This window comes from Flavobacterium ustbae (genome assembly GCF_003946915.1).
In the GTDB taxonomy this organism is placed as follows: domain Bacteria; phylum Bacteroidota; class Bacteroidia; order Flavobacteriales; family Flavobacteriaceae; genus Flavobacterium; species Flavobacterium ustbae.
In genome coordinates this window covers 69,491-87,000 of record NZ_RPOC01000008.1, presented here as the reverse complement: position 1 = coordinate 87,000, position 17,510 = coordinate 69,491, and the positions used below count along the sequence as shown (strand labels likewise).

Here is a 17,510-nt window from a genome sequence, read left to right as displayed (position 1 = left end):
CGAAATCATGAAAAAAATATATACTTTTTTAATCCTTTTTTTCCTAACTGGAATTATGCAAGCACAAGATCGTCCACAACCCAAACCAGGAAATGCCCCAGTAGTCAACATCAAAAAACCGCAGACTTTTGTTTTATCAAATGGGATGAAGGTTTTAGTTGTTGAAAACCATAAATTGCCTAGAGTTAGTTTTACACTTACACTAGACAATGCTCCATTTACTGAAGGCAATAAAAAAGGAGTTGATGAATTGACTAGCAGTTTAATTGGAAACGGAACTAAAAAAACGACCAAAGAAGCTTTTAATGAAGAAATTGACTTTTACGGAGCCAATATTAATTTTACATCGCAAGGCGCTTACGCAAGTTCATTATCCAAATATTCAGGACGCGTTTTAGAACTTTTGGCAGAAGGCGCTTTACAGCCAAATTTCACTCAAACCGAATTTGATAAAGAAAAAGCAAAACTTTTAGAAGGCCTTAAAGCTGACGAAAAAAGTGTTCCTGCAATTTCTAACCGAGTGGTTGACGTTTTAGCTTTTGGAAAAAACCATCCGAATGGCGAATATCTTTCCGAAGAAACTGTAAAAAATGTAACTCTAGCAGATGTTCAAAACAACTATAATACTTATTTCGTTCCAGAAAATGCTTATTTAGTCGTTATTGGCGATATTAAATTTAAAGAAATCAAAACTGCCGTCGAGAAATTATTCAGCGGATGGAAAAAACAGGTTGCGCCAAAAAACACTTATCCAAGTCCAGTAAATGTTTCCAACTTACAAATTGATTTTGTTGATGTTCCAAACGCCGTTCAATCTGAAATTTCATTAGTAAATACTGTAAATTTAAGAATGAGTGATCCAGATTTTTTTCCTGCTGTTATTGCCAATCAAATTTTAGGAGGCGATTTCAACAGTTATTTAAACATGAATCTACGCGAACAGCACGCTTGGACGTATGGTGCTAATTCAAGCATTGGAAGCGGTAAATACGTAACCAAATTTAAAGCCTCATCTGCCGTTAGAAATACCGTTACAGATAGCGCCGTTGTACAGTTTATAAAAGAAATTAAAAGAGTTCGCACCGAGAGAGTTGATCCAGAAGTCTTGAGAAATGTAAAAGCCGGTTATATTGGAAGATTTGTTATGCAGGTTGAAAAACCGCAAGCTGTTGCTCGTTATGCCTTAAATATCGAAACAGAAAAACTTCCTGCTGATTTCTACGAAAAATACATTCAGACTATTAACAATGTTTCAGCAGATGATATTTACCGTGTTGCCAACAAATATTTCTTATTAGATAACATGCGAATCGTAATTGTCGGAAAAGGTTCTGATGTAATTTCTGGTTTAGAAAAATTACAAATTCCGATCAATTATTTTGACAAATACGGAAATCCTGTTGAAAAACCAGCCTCTAAAAAAGAAGCTCCAAAAGACATTACAGCAAAAAGAGTTTTCGAAAACTACATTAATGCAATTGGTGGTGAAAAAGCCGTTTCAGCGGTAAAAACATTATACATGAATGGCTCCACAACTGTTCCGCAAGCTCCTACTCCACTGACTTTTACCTCTAAATTGGATTCGAAAGGAAAAATGATGGTTTCGCTTTCAATGGGCACCGTAAATTTAATGAAACAAGTGGTTAATGAAAAAGGCGCATACGTTGAACAGCAAGGACAGCGCAAAAACCTTGAAGGTGAAGACTTGGCTGATATGAAAGCAAATGCCACTCCTTTTGAAGAATTACAGCTTGCAAAAAGAACCGACTTAAAAGTTGAAGGAATCGAGCCAATTAACGGGAACGATGCTTATGTAATTAAAGACGGCAAAACAAAATATTATTATGATGTGAAATCGGGTTTAAAAACTGCTGAATCTAAAGTTCGCGAACAAGGCGGAAAATCAGTAGAACAAATCACAAATTTTAACGATTATAAAGAAGTAAAAGGCGTGAAAGTTCCTTTTAACCTGGTTCAGAATGTTGGTTTCGAATTGGATATTAAAATGTCTGATATCAAAATAAACGAAGGAGTTTCTGAGAAGGATTTTTTATAGGAAAAGGTTTTTAGCCACAAAGGCCCAAAGACACAAAGTTTTTTTTATCGGCTTTGTCAAAGTTTGAAACTTTGACAAAGCTTTTTTATATTTAGAATTAACTCCTTAATTTATAACTTACAACCCATAACTCATAACTCACAACTCATAACTCACAACTACTTCTTAGCCGACAAATAAACTCCAATCAAAATAATAAATGCTCCAACAGATTGAATTGGAGTAAGAACTTCATTATCTAACAATCCCCAGAAGAACGCCACAATCGGAATCAGATACGTTACTGAAGTTGCGAAAACTGGCGATGACATCTGAATCAGTTTAAAGAAAAGAATATTTGCTATTCCAGTTCCTAAAACTCCTAAGATCATTACAAAAAGTATAGAATGCTGCGTTTCTGCAAAATGTATTTTCTGAACAATATCTGTCGTACTCAGAATAATTAAAGCAGGCAAAAATAATACGGCAAAATTTCCTGTTGTAATGCTAACCGAATTCAAGTCATGCAAATATTTCTTAATCAGATTTACGTTGATTGCATAACTGAGCGTAGCAATTACAACCAATACAACATAAAGATAATTTTGAGTTCCGCTTGAAGAATCGCCGCTTAAAACCAAAAGCAGACAGCCTACAAGCCCAACAAAAACGCCTAAAACTTGTCGCTTTTGAAACTGAATTCCGAAAGCTATAATTCCTAAAACCAAAGTATTTAAGGGCGTCAATGAATTTAAAATTGCTACAATCGAACTGCTTACCTGAGTTTCTGCAATCGCAAAAAGATAAGCTGGCATAAAAGTTCCGAAAAGAGAAGTTATAGCAACATACTTCCACTGGCGACGAGAGATTTTTTTCAAACTATTAAAACCAAAAATCAACAGAAACAACGCGGCAAAAATAATTCGGAACGAACCAACTTGAATAGCAGTTAGTCCGATTAGTCCCTTTTTTATTAAAATAAAAGAACTTCCCCAAATAAGAGAAAGAATCGCTAAGTAAATCCACTTTAACTGTTTTGTATCCATAAATTGTTATTTAGTGCAAATTTGTAATTATTTTACGAACTGAGCATTCTCTTTTTATTAATTTTGCAAACAACCTAATTCGCAATTTAAAATTTATATATAATGAAAATTTCAAAAATCTTAATCGCTGCAACAATCGCTGGTTTAGTATTTGTTGGCTGCAAAAAAGAAGAAGATAAAAGTCTTCAAGTTGTAAATGCTGAAAAAACGGCTCCAAAAGAACACAAACCAATTGCTGCCGAAAATTTACAAACAGCAAGCTTTACAATTGACGGAATGACTTGTGCGGTAGGATGTGCTAAAACAATCGAAGAAGAGTTAGCAAATCTTGACGGAGTTGACAAAGCAACCGTTGATTTTGATAAAAAAACAGCAACTGTAAGTTTTGATAAAACAATCCAAAATCCAGAATCTTTAACAAAAGTGGTTCAAGATACTGGAGATGGGAAGACTTATAAGGTTTCGAATTTTAAGTCTTAAATTCGAAAATTCAATTATAAAAAATGCGCTCAAATTTGAGCGCATTTTTTTAGTTTATATTTGTTGATGCTTGGGTGTTATAGCAAAGTGAATACACCACAGACACATATAACAACTCTTAGACTCCAAAAATGAGAACATATAAACTTTTATATATCTATTATTTATATTCAAATTTTGGGTTATTTCTAATTTTATTTTGTTTTTCCATATTTTTTAAGATACTGGGTATACTAGTTTACATATTATTCCTTTCGATAACCGTTTTTGTTTTTTATCTTCAAGCAAAGACGTTAATTATAAGCAATGAAAGCATAACGTTAAATTACAAAAGATCAAAAAAAACAATCATATTTGGTTTTCAACAAATTAAGTCAATCAATGTAATTTATAAAGATTATTATATCTACCAAATCAAAGCTGTAGAAATACAATTCAACAATAATAAAAATTACAAAATTAGCTGCGACGGACTGTACGAAGAAGACGAATTTGAGGATGGTATGTTTGAATTACATCTCTTTCTAAAAGAAAAGTTCAAAGATACCTTTTTAACAGAATTCGATATTTCAAAACGATAACATATCTCTTAGTTGCAACAATTATAACCCCGTAATCATGAGATTAAAAGATTTAAAAAACAAATATGAAGACAACATATTTAATGAGTTATCAGACGAAAATTTAGTCAGAAAAGCATCTGATTGGGAGTACTATTCGGCTATTCGACTAAATGGAATAATAGCAATTGGATGGTTTTCAGATGATAATATTCTAATAATTAATGGAGATGGAATTTTTATTTATGATATTATTAAAAGGAATATCATATTTAGTGATTATGAGAATTCATTTAAAAAAACTATATCTGATGACAATCTGACTTTTTATTTTCAAAGTAAGTCTGAAACTGTATTTATTTTTGGATTAAGAGGTGGCGGCGGAAATTTATTAACAAAAGATAATAGTTGGAAGATAGAATTTTTTGATATTGCTTGGAATATCAAGGTACCTCTTATCTTAAATTATAAGAATGGAAAAAAATATTTTTTAGAGTTGCAACAAAATAATTACGAAGGAAAAAAATATTTAGGATTCTCGAAGTCAGAAAATTATTTTCTAATTATGGGAGATGAAGGTGTTGACATTTTTCATCGATTAACTAATTACAAAGAATCAGATAACCACAGTCAAAAATAATTTTCAAATTTTTATTTTGCACGAGCGAGACGCTCACGCCAGCGTTAAGAAATGAAATCGAAATGATAAGCCAAATCCAGCAACAATAAATCCTTATGTTAATAATTTATCAAAAAGATAACATTTTATGAAAGCATTGCAAATACTTATAATTCTTATTTTTCTAATTAGCTGCAATAATGCAGACAATAAAAAAGGTGTAAATTCATCACCAATTATAGAGAAGAAGGAATTACCAACAAAAATTACAACCCGATCGCGCAGATTTATTTCCGCAACGTTAGCGCAGATTTGCAATCTGTGCCCACAAAGTAATTTCTTTAATAACCCAAAAATAAAAGTAAAGTTTTACACTTTACTTTTTATTTTTGTAAGAAAAAAATATATCGACAAAATACAAAGCAGCGACAACTGAGGAAGCTTATTTTATAATTCTAACTATTGTAGGCTGGATTGATGTTTTTTACTAGGCTGAACGAGAAAAACGTTCTAATAAATGCTTTAAAAATACTATAAGGAAAATAAAGGTTTAGAAATTTATGCGTATTGTATTATGAGCAGCCATATTCATCTGCTCTGCAAAGGCACAAATGGTTTTGTATTATCTGATATTTTAAGAGATTTTAAAAAGTTTACATCCAAAAAAATAGTCCAGACCATAATAGACGAACCTGAAAGCAGAAGAGAATGGATGTTGGAATATTTCCAGAAAGCATGCGAGCATTTAAAAAAGGATCAGACTTATAAAGTTTGGCAGAATGGTTATCATTCAGAACTTATTTACAGCAATAAATTTATTAAGCAAAAAATAGATTATATTCATAATAATCCTGTCAAAGATAAAACTGTGAGCTCAGCTGAAGATTATTATTTTAGTTCGGCAAGGAATTATGCAGATTTAGAAAATGATTTAGATGTTGTTTTACTATACTTATTTTGAAATGGTCATCTTTTATGTTGACTCAACTTTGTGGGCACAGATTACAAATCTGCGCTATCGGGCTTATTTGCACATAGATATACCCATGACGTAAATAATGTGTTAACTAAAGTAGAAACTTCAACAGACAATGCAAACTTTACAACCCATGCAGACTACAGCTATTATAAAACTGGTGAATTAAAAAGAGTGAATATTGCGCAGGGAGCACAAGGCTTAGATTATGTATATACATTGGGAGGGCAGCTAAAAAGCATTAATCATCCAAGTTTAGAAGCTTCAAAAGATCCTGGAGGAGATGGCAATGATGTATTTGGTTTAACACTTGATTATTACAATGGGGATTACTTAAGAAATGGACGAAATATAACTTCTTCTCCAACCGCAGGATCTGATTACAATGGAAACATCAAAGCTGCTCGTTGGGCCAATAAAGGCATTTCTGGAGATTACAATGGAAGCAGTGCTAACCAAAAGGGCTATTTATATAACTATAATCGCAACAATTGGTTAACTGGGTAATGATGTCTTTGGTTTAACACTAGATTATTATCCAAGTGACTATTTGAGAACAGGAAGAAATATAACTTCTTCGCCAACAGCTGGTGCTGATTATAATGGAAATATCAAAGCTGTCCGTTGGACCAATAAAGGTTTTAATGAGGACTTTTCTGGAGGGACTGCCAAACCAAAAGCTTATTTATATAATTATAATCGTAATAATTGGCTAGCTAATGCCACATATGGAAGCGCAGACGCAAATAGTGCCGTAATAACTCCTTCTGGCAGTTACAAAGAAGGTGATCTTACTTATGACCCTAATGGTAATATTTTATCCATGAAACGCACCAATGCTATAGGTAGCACACAGGACGATCTAAATTACGGCTATTACTCTGGGAAAAATCAATTAAATTATGTTAAAGACAATATTACAAATTCTCCTACCAATTCTGCTGATCTTGGCAACCAAAATCAGGATAATTACAGATATGATGAAATTGGCCAATTAACACAGAATATTTCCGAAAACTTAAAGTATCTTTACACCGCGCAAGGATTGGTAAATGAAATACAGAAAGATAACCACACACTTGTAAAGTTCTTATACAATGAAAGAGGACAGTTAGTAAAAAAGGAAAATTATTCAACTGCTAACCCATATGGCTTAGATAGAACTACTTTTTATGCATTAGATCTTTCTGGCAAAGCGCTAGCTATTTATAATTTTTCTAATAGTGGGGCATTACTTTCAAGAGAAAACAACATTTATGGTTTGAGTCGTTTAGGGAATTGCAACAGCACGATACCAAATGTATTTAATTATGAGATTACTGACCATTTAGGAAATATTAGAGCTATAGTACGTAAGCCTTCTAGCGGTAATATTACACAATCATCTATTGATTACTATCCTTTTGGAGAGCAATTACCAGGCAGAAGCGTGTCGATAACAAATTCACGTTATGCATTTCAAGGACAAGAACTTGATCAGGCAATAGGAATGGAAGCTTTCCAGCTTCGTCTTTGGGATGGTAGAATTGGAAGATGGCTACGCCCAGATCCTGCTAGACAATTTGCTAGCCCCTATTTGGGAATGGGAAATAATCCAATTGGAATGATTGATTTTGATGGTGGTTTTGCTAGGTGGTTTAAATGGGATCTGGGCTGGACTTTTGGCGTAGGATTAGACAAAATTAAACTTACAAAATATTTACAGGCTTCTCTTGGTGTAGATTTTATTAGTGCGGGAACAAATAGTGACGGAGAAACTACTACGAAATTCTTTGCCGGTAAAGGAGGTTTGACTTTAGGTAAATATAGCACTAATGTATCAGTAGACGTTTTTAAATTTAATTTCAACGATGAGGAAACTTTTTTGGGTTTACCTGTATACTATCAGAAGTCAAATTTTCTAGCAATAAAACAATCACATTCATTGTGGAAATTGAAAGCTGACGATGGGATGAATGTATTTACGCACACACGAAATAAAGGGTTTGGTCCTTCATTTCAATATGTTCCTGGAAATTTAAAAATTGCTGGAGAACATTTTTCATTATCTGACAGCTATGATGTTGGTGGTAGTTTCAAAGTTGGAATAGTAGATGTAGAGGTAGGAATAAACTTTAAAGAATTAGGAGAAGATCTTAAGAAAGGGTTTCAAGACTTAAATTATCTTTTAAGAGATGGATGGGGTCCCTTTTTTAGACCAATATTACCTCAAAACCCTTCTGGATCAAACACAAATAACTGGTATACAGACCGATAAATACATATATAATTAATTAATGAAAAAAATAAATTATTTAACAAAAAGAGCTCTTTCTGCAATGGTTGATTTATTATTTTTTGCATTGATAATGAAAGCATTAGAGCCGCTTATACAATATCGCAATTTAGATGGTAAAACTTATACCCATACAGGTGTATTTTTTTTAGTATTTTATATCGTATTTATTGTTCAAGATATTTTATTCAATAAAACGATTGGAAAATATTTGTTTAAATTTGAAATAAAATTTGAAAACCATAATGTAATAAAAAAACGCAAAAAATATTTCAAATTAATCATCCGAAGAACTTTTGATATAATTGAATTAGTTTGCCCTTTTATTTATATACTTTTCATCGTTTTCACAAAAAAGAATCAAAAGCTAGGTGATTTGATTTCTGGAATAGTAATACTTGAGAAAACAGATCAAACAAATTTGCAATAAAATCCAATTAAATAAGCTCAATATCAATTAAAAGGAATCCAAATTGGATTCCTTTTTTTATTCATTTTCACTTCAATGTCTTCATCAACCTTTGCATATCATTCTTAACATAACTCGTGGCGGGCATAATAGAGTCAAAATTTTGTTTTGCCTAAAAACAAAATTTTGACTCTATTAAAAAGTGTTTTGCACTGTCGGTAACTGAGAATTTCAAACTGCATTTTCATCTAATTGATAAAACAATCCAAAATCCAGAATCTTTAACGAAAGTAGTTCAAGATACTGGGGATGGAAAAACATATAAGGTTTCGAATTTTAAGTCTTAAATTCGAAAATTCAATAACTAAAAAAGGTCTTCAAATTTGAACACCTTTTTTAGTTTTATATCTATTAAGAAACTCCTTTTTTAAGAGTATTTTTAAAACTTTATTACTTTGTGTCTCTGTTACTTTGAAACTTAATAAAAATTTATTTCCACTTCAACGTTTCCATCAACCTCTGCATATCATTTTTAACATAACTCGCAGCAGGCATAATCGAGTCAAAGTTTGGTTTCGCGTAAAAATACATCGAACCTATTAAAAAGTGTTTTGTACTGTCGGTAACGTAAAACTGAGAATTTGTTGCTGCATTTCCGTCTACTTGATAGAACATTCCGTAAACCTTTTTTTGTGGGTTTAAATATGGCTGTTCTAAAATATCATCGGCTTTAATAACGTGCTCGTAAGTTAGTTTTTGAGCATCGCGTAGTAACTTATCAATATTGCCATTTACAGGCTTATACGTCAAATAAATGGTCGCTTTCATCTTCGGGTACGTGATTGCAAAACCGCATTCTTTTTCTCCTTTAATAATGGCATCCTCGTTCATCTGAAAAGCAAACGGACAATTGTTTTCAAAGTTCACATATTTTGCTTCTTGATAATCCAATCGCAGGTAACTCGCTGGTTTTGGCAAAACATCATTTTTACAGCTTATAACCGTTAGAGCAAGCAAAATTGCCGTTATTGAAAGTATTTTATTTAACATTTTAATTTATTGTAACTTTTATTTGTTTTACACGCTTTTTATCTACTGTTTCTACGGTGAAAATACAGTTTTCAAAAGGCACTTTTTGATCTTTTTTTGGAAAATTTCCTAAAATCTCTAGAATAAATCCCGCCAAAGTTTCTGCTTCTCCTTTGTGAGACTCAAAAACATCTTCGTCAACATCTACAATTCTGTAGAAATCTTTGAGGTTTATTTTTCCTTCAAAAAGAAAATTGTTTTCATCAATCTGCGAGAAGTTTAAATTTTCATCATCAAACTCGTCGCTAATATCCCCAACTATCTCTTCGATAACATCTTCTAACGAAACTAATCCTGATGTACCACCATATTCATCAACTACAATCGCCAAATGGCTTTTTAAACTCTGAAAATCCTTCAGAAGATTGTCCAATTTTTTATTCTCAGGAACAAAAAAAGCTTCTCTAATTAAGGAAGTCCAGTCAAATTCTTCTTTATCAATATGCGGAAGCAAATCTTTCACGAAAAGTACTCCTTCAATCTGATCGATATTATCGCGATAAACTGGAATTCTAGAAAAACCTGTTTCAATTATTTTAGGATAAATCTCTGCAAATGTTTCGGATATTTCCAATGCAAAAATATCAATCCTCGGACTCATTACTTGCTTTGTATCGGTATTTCCAAAAGAAACAATTCCTTCCAGAATCTTCTGTTCTTCTGTTGAAGTTCCTTCAGAATCTGTTAATTCCAAAGCTTGAGAAAGCTGATTAATAGAGAAATTATTCTTTTTTTTTCCTAATTTATGTTGCAAATATAAGGTAAGAGCGCGCATTGGCAAGCTTATAGGTGAAAGCACTTTATCCAGAAAAGCCAACGGATAAGCAACTCGCTTTGCAAAACGAATACTGTTTCTGCTTGCATAAACTTTTGGAAGTACTTCGCTAAATAATAGAATTAGAAAAGTAACTACGATTACTTCTAGAGTGAATTTAAATGCTGGCGAACTTACATTGACAAAAATATTCTGCCCCATGTAAGCAAATAGGATTACTACGCCAATATTAAAAAAATTGTTTGCAACCAGTAAAGTTGCCAAAAGCTTTTTGGGCTTGTCCAGTAAATTTGAAATGATTTTTCCTTTTGCAGGACTATCGTTTAAAGAATCATCGATATCTTGCTGCGATAAAGAAAAAAGAGCTACTTCAGCACCAGAAACAATGGCCGAAAGAAATAACAAAATAAAAATTCCGACGAAACCAATAATTAAATTGGCGTCAAAATTTGAAGAAAAAAGTAAACTGGGCTCCGGGTCCAAACTGTATAAAATTAGTTAAACGTCACTTAGAAGGGCAGATCATTTATCGGAAGTCCTTCAGGAGCATCAAAGTTAGTGTTTTTTGCCGACTCTGTATCCTGGTTTTGTTTCGTATAAGCAGTTTCTTTTTTTGTAGTCAGGAAAGTAAACTCTGTAACCTGAATTTCTGTTGTATATTTTGTAGTTCCGTCTTCTGTCTGCCACTGGCGAGATTTTATTCTTCCTTCGACATAAATTTTATCTCCTTTAGAAAGATATTTTTCGCAAATCTCTGCTGCTTTATTACGCACAACCAAATTATGCCATTCTGTAGAAGTAATCTTTTCATTGGTCGTTTTATTGATATACACTTCATTTGTAGCCAGCTGAAAACGTCCGATGCAGTTTCCTCCATCAAAATAATGCATCTTTACATCATCGCCTAAATGGCCAATAAGCATCACTTTATTTAATGTTCCGTTCATAGTTTTGGTGGTATTTCTCCCAAAGATACATTTTTTTAGCAATTTATTTCTTGCTTTTCTATAAAATTATATATGACAATTGGAAAAGGAAAAGTTTTTAATTTTTGAGAATCCACTCCGTTTTCAATTTCTTCTTTTATCTTAATTTTCCAAAATTGTATATGCAAATGCTGATGCGAAAGCTTATGTTTAATGGTCGATTCGTTGCAATCTTCTATACTTATAATAGTATATTCTGGAAAAATTTCGTTCTTGACCGTTTTAGAAACCGCATCAAAATCTATAATCGATAGAGTTTCGAGTAGCGGAAACTCATATAGATTATGCCAGATTCCTTTTTGAGTTCTTTTCTGGATTAATGTATTTCCTAAAGCATCTTCTAAAATGAGATAATTAAAGAATCGATTGGTGACTTTTACTTTTTTTGACTTAACAGGAAGCGCATTAACTTTTCCTTTTTGCAATGCAGCACAGCTTTCGTTAAAAACACAAACCGAACAGTTTGGACTTTTAGGCACACACTGCAGCGCACCAAACTCCATTATGGCCTGATTAAAAATAGCCGGACTATCTATAGGCATTAACTCGTTTGCCAAAGCCGCAAATTCTTTCTTGGTTGCTGGAAGTGCAATATCCGATTCAATATCAAAAAAACGAGCTAGAACCCGAAACACGTTTCCGTCTACAACAGGAACTGATTCATTATAAGAAAAAGAAGCAATTGCGGCGGCGGTATATTCTCCTACTCCTTTTAGTTTTAAAAGTTCTTTATAAGAATCAGGAAAAATGCCATTTAAGTCATTACTTATATATTGAGCCGTTTTATGAAGATTTCTAGCTCGAGAATAATACCCTAAACCTTGCCAAAGTTTCAAAACTTTCTCTTCTGAGGCATCTGCCAAATCTTTTACAGTAGGAAATTCCTTCGTAAATGAAAAAAAATATGGCATTCCTTGAGCAACTCGCGTTTGCTGAAGCATAATTTCTGAGAGCCAAATTTGGTACGGATCGACCGTTTTTCGCCACGGTAAATCACGCTTGTTTTGTAAATACCATTTTATCAATATGTTAGAAAAATCCATTCGAAAATACTTAGATTGCAAAAGTAAATGTTTATGTAATTAAAATTTAACGATTTAGCTTGATTAATTATTTTTTTAATTCCTATATTTGCAAACTCAAAAAAATAGTACACCATTTATAAAATAAAATAGGAAAGAAAATGACGAAAGCAGATATCGTAGCGAAGATTTCAGAGAAGCTAGGTCTTGAAAAAGGAGACGTTCAAGCAACAGTAGAAACTTTTATGGAAGAAGTTAAAACTTCTTTAGAGACTGGAGACAATGTATACCTAAGAGGTTTCGGTAGTTTTATCGTTAAAACTAGAGCTGAAAAAACTGGAAGAAACATTTCTAAAAACACTACTATTAAAATTCCAGCACACAACATTCCTGCGTTTAAACCTGCAAAAGTTTTTGTAGAAGGAGTTAAAACTAACAACGAAGCAAAATAATATTAATTAACATAAAATCTGACACGATATGCCAAGTGGTAAAAAAAGAAAGAGACATAAGGTAGCGACTCACAAACGTAAAAAAAGAGCGAGAGCTAACCGCCACAAAAAGAAAAAGTAGTTTTAAACTACTTTTTTCTTTTTAAAAGTTCATTGAAATTGAAAATTAGTATTCAGTCCTCAGTTTTTAGTGTTCAGTCCACTGATTACTTACAACTGCAGACTGCCAGCTAGTTTTCGCCGGGTATAATACCTGTTTAAAATATTGTTTAATCCATCTGTAGAATAAGATTTTAGATTTTAGACTTAAGATTTTAGATTTTATTATCTATACTCTTCTCTCTTTCCTCTATTTTCTGAAAAAAACAGATAAAAATTTACAGTGTGAATAAAGAATTAATCATTAGATCTAGTTCTGAAGCCGTAGATTTTGCCTTATTAAAAGATGGAAAACTAATTGAATTACACAAGGAAGAAGAGAAAAGCAACTTTCAGGTTGGTGATATTTTTATTGCTAAAATCAGAAAACCAGTTGCTGGACTTAATGCTGCTTTTGTAAATGTGGGTTTCGAAAAAGATGCCTTTTTACATTATCACGATTTGGGTCCAAACTTAGCTTCCCAACTGAAATTCATAAAACTTGTAAGCGCAGGTAAATTAAAAGATTTCTCCCTAAAAACCTTTCAGTTTGAAAAAGAGATTGACAAAGATGGCATCATTACTGATATTTTAAGTGCCAATCAATCTGTTTTAGTTCAAGTAGTTAAAGAACCGATATCAACCAAAGGACCAAGAATAAGTGCTGAGCTTTCTCTTGCCGGAAGATTTATTGTTCTAGTTCCTTTTTCTGATCGTGTTTCTATTTCTCAAAAAATAGAGGACAAAAAAGAAAAGGATCGTCTAAAAAAACTTGTTCTATCGATCAAACCTAAAGGATTTGGTGTTATTGTTCGTACAGTAGCAGAAGGCAAAAACGTAGCCGAATTAGAAAAAGATTTGCAGAACCTGCTTGGCAGATGGTCTGCAATGTGTAAAAAATTACCAACTGCTCATCATCCATCAAAAGTATTAGGAGAGCTTAATAGAGCTTCTTCAATATTAAGAGATGTTTTCAACGATACTTTTAGTGGTATCCAAATAGATGATGAAGAGTTGTACCATCAAACGAAGGAATATTTGCAAGAAATTGCACCTTCAAAACAATCGATTGTTAAGTTTTATCAATCAAATGACACTCCGATTTTTGAGAAATACAATATAGAGAGACAAATCAAAACTTCATTTGGCCGAACTGTTTCCATGAGTAAAGGTGCTTATCTTATTATAGAACACACCGAAGCTCTTCACGTTATAGACGTAAACAGCGGAAACCGTTCTAATAAAGCGACCAACCAAGAAGATACAGCCATGGAAGTAAATATGATTGCCGCCGCAGAAATTGCCAGACAACTACGTCTGCGTGATATGGGCGGAATAATCGTAGTTGATTTTATCGATATGTCTAATCCAGAAAATAGGAAAGTTTTGTTCGACTTCTTGCGAGAAGAAATGAGCGACGATAAAGCAAAGCATAAAATTTTACCGCCGAGTAAATTTGGTTTAGTCCAGATTACCAGACAGCGAGTAAGACCAGAAGTGAATATCAAAACCAGAGAAGAAGATCCTAATAAAGTTAATGGTGAAATTGAAGCGCCAATATTAATAATTGACAGAATCACCTCTGATTTAGAAAGACTTTTAAAAACCCACAATAAAGTTGTGCTTAACACACATCCGTTTGTGGCTGCATACCTCAGCAAAGGTTTTCCATCATTACGTTCAAAATGGTTTTTTGAACATAAGAAATGGGTGAAAATCATACCTCGTGACGCTTACACGTATTTAGAATATCATTTCTACGATAATAAAGGAAATGTTATTACAGAATAAAATCAAAAACCGCCTTTCGAAAGACTGGCGGTTTTTTTATGGCTTTTTTTTTCGCCACGACCCGAGCGACAGTGAACAAGCGAAGCAATTCACGAATTATTTTAAAAATTAATTCGTGAATTCGTGGCGGAAAACCTTAATCTTTGGAATTTGGAATTTAAAAAATTGGAATTTCTTTTAATTTTATTCTTTAACTATCTCAATTTTTCTCCTGATTTCATTACCTGAAGCATCCACAACCGTAATATAATGTATTCCCGTTGTTGGCGTAATTGGTAATTCATGAAAGGTTTTTGTTGTTGCTTTATAGACATTATCAACATACCAAAATAGTTCTTTATCTCTTTCAGAATAAGCGACTTTCAAAATTACGGGCTGAACATTACTACTAAAATCTTTCGTTAAATAGATTTTACTATTTGCTTTTGGATAAATAAAATCCATTGTTTTGGTTTGCGTTTCTTCACAGCCTTCTTTAAATGGCGGCAAAGGCAAATATTCAATATGCTGGCTTTTGTAATACCAAGCCATAACCGGAGGAAGTACAAACCAGTTTTTAGTCACTATATTATCGATACTTTCACAACTGCTATTTACCTGAAACTGTTCTGTTTTATCTAAATGGATCGTTTTATGATACGGACAGACTTTGGTAGATTTGCCTTTTTTAGTAACCCACTGTTTGATTTTCGGACAATTTTCTTTTGCCAAATAACCGCTTAAACGGCAAACCTCAACTTCGGCTAAATCATAGTACGGAGTATCAAACCATCTTTGTCTGGGTAGTAAATTAAAAACATCAAATAAAATGGGCGCTGCACTCGTAACTCCTGTCAATGTTGGGCGTCCTTCTCCGGTTGCATTTCCAACCCAAATTCCGACCACATATCTTGAATTTGTTCCAATTGCCCAGGCATCTCGATTTCCAAAACTCGTTCCTGTTTTCCAGGCAATTTTAAGCGAACTGTCATAAAATTTCCAGGCTTCATCTCCTTCCGGTCTGTTGACTTCTTCCATTGCGTTGTAAGTCAGCCAGATTGAGCCTGCTCCCAGTATATTTTTTTGATTGGTTTCTGAGCCAAAATCGGACTTAAAGTCGTTTTTATAATTCAGTTCTGTAAATTCATTTGTTCTATATTTTCCCTGATTTTTTGTGTAGTAATTTAGCGTAGACGAAAGATTGGCATACGTTCGGCATAAATCCCATAAATTACTTTCTGCACCTCCTAAAATGAGCGATAAACCGTAATGGTCAGGTGTTTTATTAATGTTTTTTAGTTTGAATTTCTGCAATTCTTCGTAAAATTTATTTACGCTAAAATCCTGCAACATCAAAACCGCCGGAATATTTAGTGAACGCGATAAAGCCCGATGCGCCGGAACTGCTCCGTCAAAAGTTAAATTGAAATTTTGCGGTGTATATCCCGAAATCTGTGTTGGAATATCGGCAATCAAAGTATTAGGCAACAATTCGCCATCATCAAGCATTGCACCGTATAAAAGCGGTTTTAAGATACTTCCTGTACTTCGAGGAGCGTCAATAATGTCTACATCTTTTTGATGATCTGCGTCGGCTGGAGCATTTCCAACATAACTCATTATATTTCTGCTCTGCACATCAATAACCAAAATCGCCAGATTGTGAACTTCATTCTGTTTGTATTGATTGTAATAATATCTCGCAATCTGATTGACTCTGTTTTGCAGCGCATAATCAATTGAAGTTTTTACTCTCGTTCCTTCTTCGCTTTCTGCGACTCTTTGAAGCAAATGTGGCGCGATTTGAGGCAAATCATACGGTTTTTGAGGCAAAGGTTCTTCTATCGAAAGTTCGTAAGTCTGTTTGTCGATTATACCTTCCTGATGGAGTTTTAATAAAAGTTGGTTTCTTTTATTTAATAGTTTTATCTGATTTTTTCCGGGATAGATTAAACTTGGGGCATTCGGTAAAACGGCTAAAACTGCATTTTCTGCCCACGAAAGCTGACTGGATTGCACTCCAAAATAGCGCCAAGAAGCCATTTCGAGTCCAACAACATTTCCACCAAACGGAGCGTGCGCTGCGTACATTTCGAGAATTTCATTTTTAGAATAACCTAATTCTAATCTTGTCGCCAGAATAATTTCTATTAGTTTTTCAAAATAAGTTCTGTTTTTTCCCCTTCGCGAAAGCCTAATAACTTGCTGTGTTAATGTGCTTCCGCCTCTTACTACTTTTCCTGCTTTTCTATTTTGTTTAAAAGCATTAATCATCGCGCCAGGATTAAAACCGGGATGTTTGTAGAAATATTCGTCTTCAAAATAAACAATACATTTTTTGAATTTATCGGGAACACTGTCCTGCGCCGGAAAACGCCATTGTCCGTCACGGGCGATTTTGGCTCCAAGCAATTCTCCTTCTTTGCTTTCGATTACGGTTGAATAAGGTTCTTTGAATAATGTTCGAGGTATCGAAAAATAGTAAATCAGCAAGAGCAGAAATGCAATTGCTGATTTTATCTTATTTTTTTTTATCCAATTGATAATGCGCTGAAAGAACGCTTTTAATTTATTTTTCAATACTTGTTATTTTAACCGCAATCCCGATAGCTATCGGGAGCAAAGATTTAGGCAAAGTTCGCAGATTGGGGCAGATTTTATTTTTATCTGCTTGATCTGCAAAATCTGCGGGAAACTTATTTTGCCTCAAAGTTTGCTAAGTTTTCTAAATCCAAGATTTCACAGATTTACACAGATTTTTTATCTGCTAGATCTGCAAAATCTGCGGGAAACCTTTTGCTGCATTTTTTTAGCCACAGATTATAAAGATTAAAAGGATTTTTAAAATCTTGCTAATCTGTGAAATCTGTGGCTATAT

15 protein-coding genes and 1 pseudogene are annotated in these 17,510 nt (G+C 33.3%); 9 read left to right on the top strand and 7 right to left on the bottom strand.

Features of this window, described 5'->3' with window-relative positions; all coding sequences use genetic code 11:
• Positions 1 to 7: 7 nt before the first annotated feature.
• Positions 8 to 2,056, top strand: a complete 2,049-nt coding sequence (locus EG814_RS11955; RefSeq protein WP_206430305.1) for a M16 family metallopeptidase — start codon at positions 8 to 10, stop codon at positions 2,054 to 2,056.
• Positions 2,057 to 2,214: 158 nt separating this feature from the next.
• Here the strand turns inward: EG814_RS11955 and EG814_RS11950 are convergent, their stop codons facing one another.
• A complete protein-coding gene (locus EG814_RS11950; RefSeq protein ID WP_125722177.1) occupies positions 2,215 to 3,081 on the bottom strand; it encodes a DMT family transporter in 867 nt (288 codons plus the stop codon).
• A 102-nt stretch (positions 3,082 to 3,183) separates the two neighbouring features.
• Between EG814_RS11950 and EG814_RS11945 the strand changes: the two genes are divergently transcribed.
• From EG814_RS11945 to EG814_RS11920, 6 genes and pseudogenes are all read left to right on the top strand, one after another.
• The gene (locus EG814_RS11945) at positions 3,184 to 3,561 is read left to right on the top strand and encodes a heavy-metal-associated domain-containing protein (protein WP_125722176.1); all 378 of its coding nucleotides are present in this window, start codon (positions 3,184 to 3,186) and stop codon (positions 3,559 to 3,561) included.
• 618 nt (positions 3,562 to 4,179) lie between these two features.
• On the top strand, positions 4,180 to 4,761 hold the full coding sequence (locus EG814_RS11940) for a hypothetical protein (RefSeq protein ID WP_125722175.1): 582 nt from the start codon (positions 4,180 to 4,182) through the stop codon (positions 4,759 to 4,761).
• A 383-nt stretch (positions 4,762 to 5,144) separates the two neighbouring features.
• A pseudogene (locus EG814_RS11935) lies at positions 5,145 to 5,701 on the top strand (REP-associated tyrosine transposase).
• 99 nt (positions 5,702 to 5,800) lie between these two features.
• On the top strand, positions 5,801 to 6,223 hold the full coding sequence (locus EG814_RS11930; protein ID WP_164515319.1) for a hypothetical protein: 423 nt from the start codon (positions 5,801 to 5,803) through the stop codon (positions 6,221 to 6,223).
• A 43-nt stretch (positions 6,224 to 6,266) separates the two neighbouring features.
• Positions 6,267 to 7,973, top strand: coding sequence for an RHS repeat domain-containing protein (locus EG814_RS11925; RefSeq protein WP_125722174.1), 1,707 nt, complete (start codon positions 6,267 to 6,269; stop codon positions 7,971 to 7,973).
• Positions 7,974 to 7,992: 19 nt separating this feature from the next.
• The gene (locus EG814_RS11920; RefSeq protein ID WP_125722173.1) at positions 7,993 to 8,421 is read left to right on the top strand and encodes an RDD family protein; all 429 of its coding nucleotides are present in this window, start codon (positions 7,993 to 7,995) and stop codon (positions 8,419 to 8,421) included.
• A gap of 67 nt (positions 8,422 to 8,488) precedes the next feature.
• Here the strand turns inward: EG814_RS11920 and EG814_RS21375 are convergent, their stop codons facing one another.
• The 5 genes from EG814_RS21375 to mutY form a co-directional block, all read right to left on the bottom strand.
• Positions 8,489 to 8,548: a hypothetical protein gene (locus tag EG814_RS21375; protein WP_449404211.1), complete on the bottom strand. Its 60-nt coding sequence runs from the start codon at positions 8,546 to 8,548 to the stop codon at positions 8,489 to 8,491.
• 341 nt (positions 8,549 to 8,889) lie between these two features.
• On the bottom strand, positions 8,890 to 9,450 hold the full coding sequence (gldD, locus tag EG814_RS11905) for a gliding motility lipoprotein GldD (protein WP_125722172.1): 561 nt from the start codon (positions 9,448 to 9,450) through the stop codon (positions 8,890 to 8,892).
• A gap of 1 nt (position 9,451) precedes the next feature.
• Positions 9,452 to 10,747 carry a gliding motility-associated protein GldE gene (locus EG814_RS11900; protein ID WP_125722171.1) on the bottom strand — a complete coding sequence of 432 codons (1,296 nt, stop codon included), beginning with the start codon at positions 10,745 to 10,747 and terminating at the stop codon, positions 9,452 to 9,454.
• A gap of 26 nt (positions 10,748 to 10,773) precedes the next feature.
• Positions 10,774 to 11,211 carry a single-stranded DNA-binding protein gene (locus EG814_RS11895; RefSeq protein ID WP_095928033.1) on the bottom strand — a complete coding sequence of 146 codons (438 nt, stop codon included), beginning with the start codon at positions 11,209 to 11,211 and terminating at the stop codon, positions 10,774 to 10,776.
• 35 nt (positions 11,212 to 11,246) lie between these two features.
• Positions 11,247 to 12,293 carry an A/G-specific adenine glycosylase gene (mutY, locus tag EG814_RS11890; RefSeq protein ID WP_125722170.1) on the bottom strand — a complete coding sequence of 349 codons (1,047 nt, stop codon included), beginning with the start codon at positions 12,291 to 12,293 and terminating at the stop codon, positions 11,247 to 11,249.
• 140 nt (positions 12,294 to 12,433) lie between these two features.
• Here mutY and EG814_RS11885 point away from each other — a divergent pair, with 140 nt between their 5' ends.
• Complete coding sequence (locus EG814_RS11885) at positions 12,434 to 12,724, top strand: HU family DNA-binding protein (protein WP_007805026.1); 291 nt, start codon at positions 12,434 to 12,436, stop codon at positions 12,722 to 12,724.
• Between the two features lie 384 nt (positions 12,725 to 13,108).
• Positions 13,109 to 14,653 carry an Rne/Rng family ribonuclease gene (locus tag EG814_RS11880; protein ID WP_125722169.1) on the top strand — a complete coding sequence of 515 codons (1,545 nt, stop codon included), beginning with the start codon at positions 13,109 to 13,111 and terminating at the stop codon, positions 14,651 to 14,653.
• A gap of 183 nt (positions 14,654 to 14,836) precedes the next feature.
• Here EG814_RS11880 and pbpC read toward each other — a convergent pair whose 3' ends face one another.
• A complete protein-coding gene (gene pbpC, locus EG814_RS11875; RefSeq protein ID WP_125722168.1) occupies positions 14,837 to 17,212 on the bottom strand; it encodes a penicillin-binding protein 1C in 2,376 nt (791 codons plus the stop codon).
• Positions 17,213 to 17,510 lie beyond the last annotated feature (298 nt).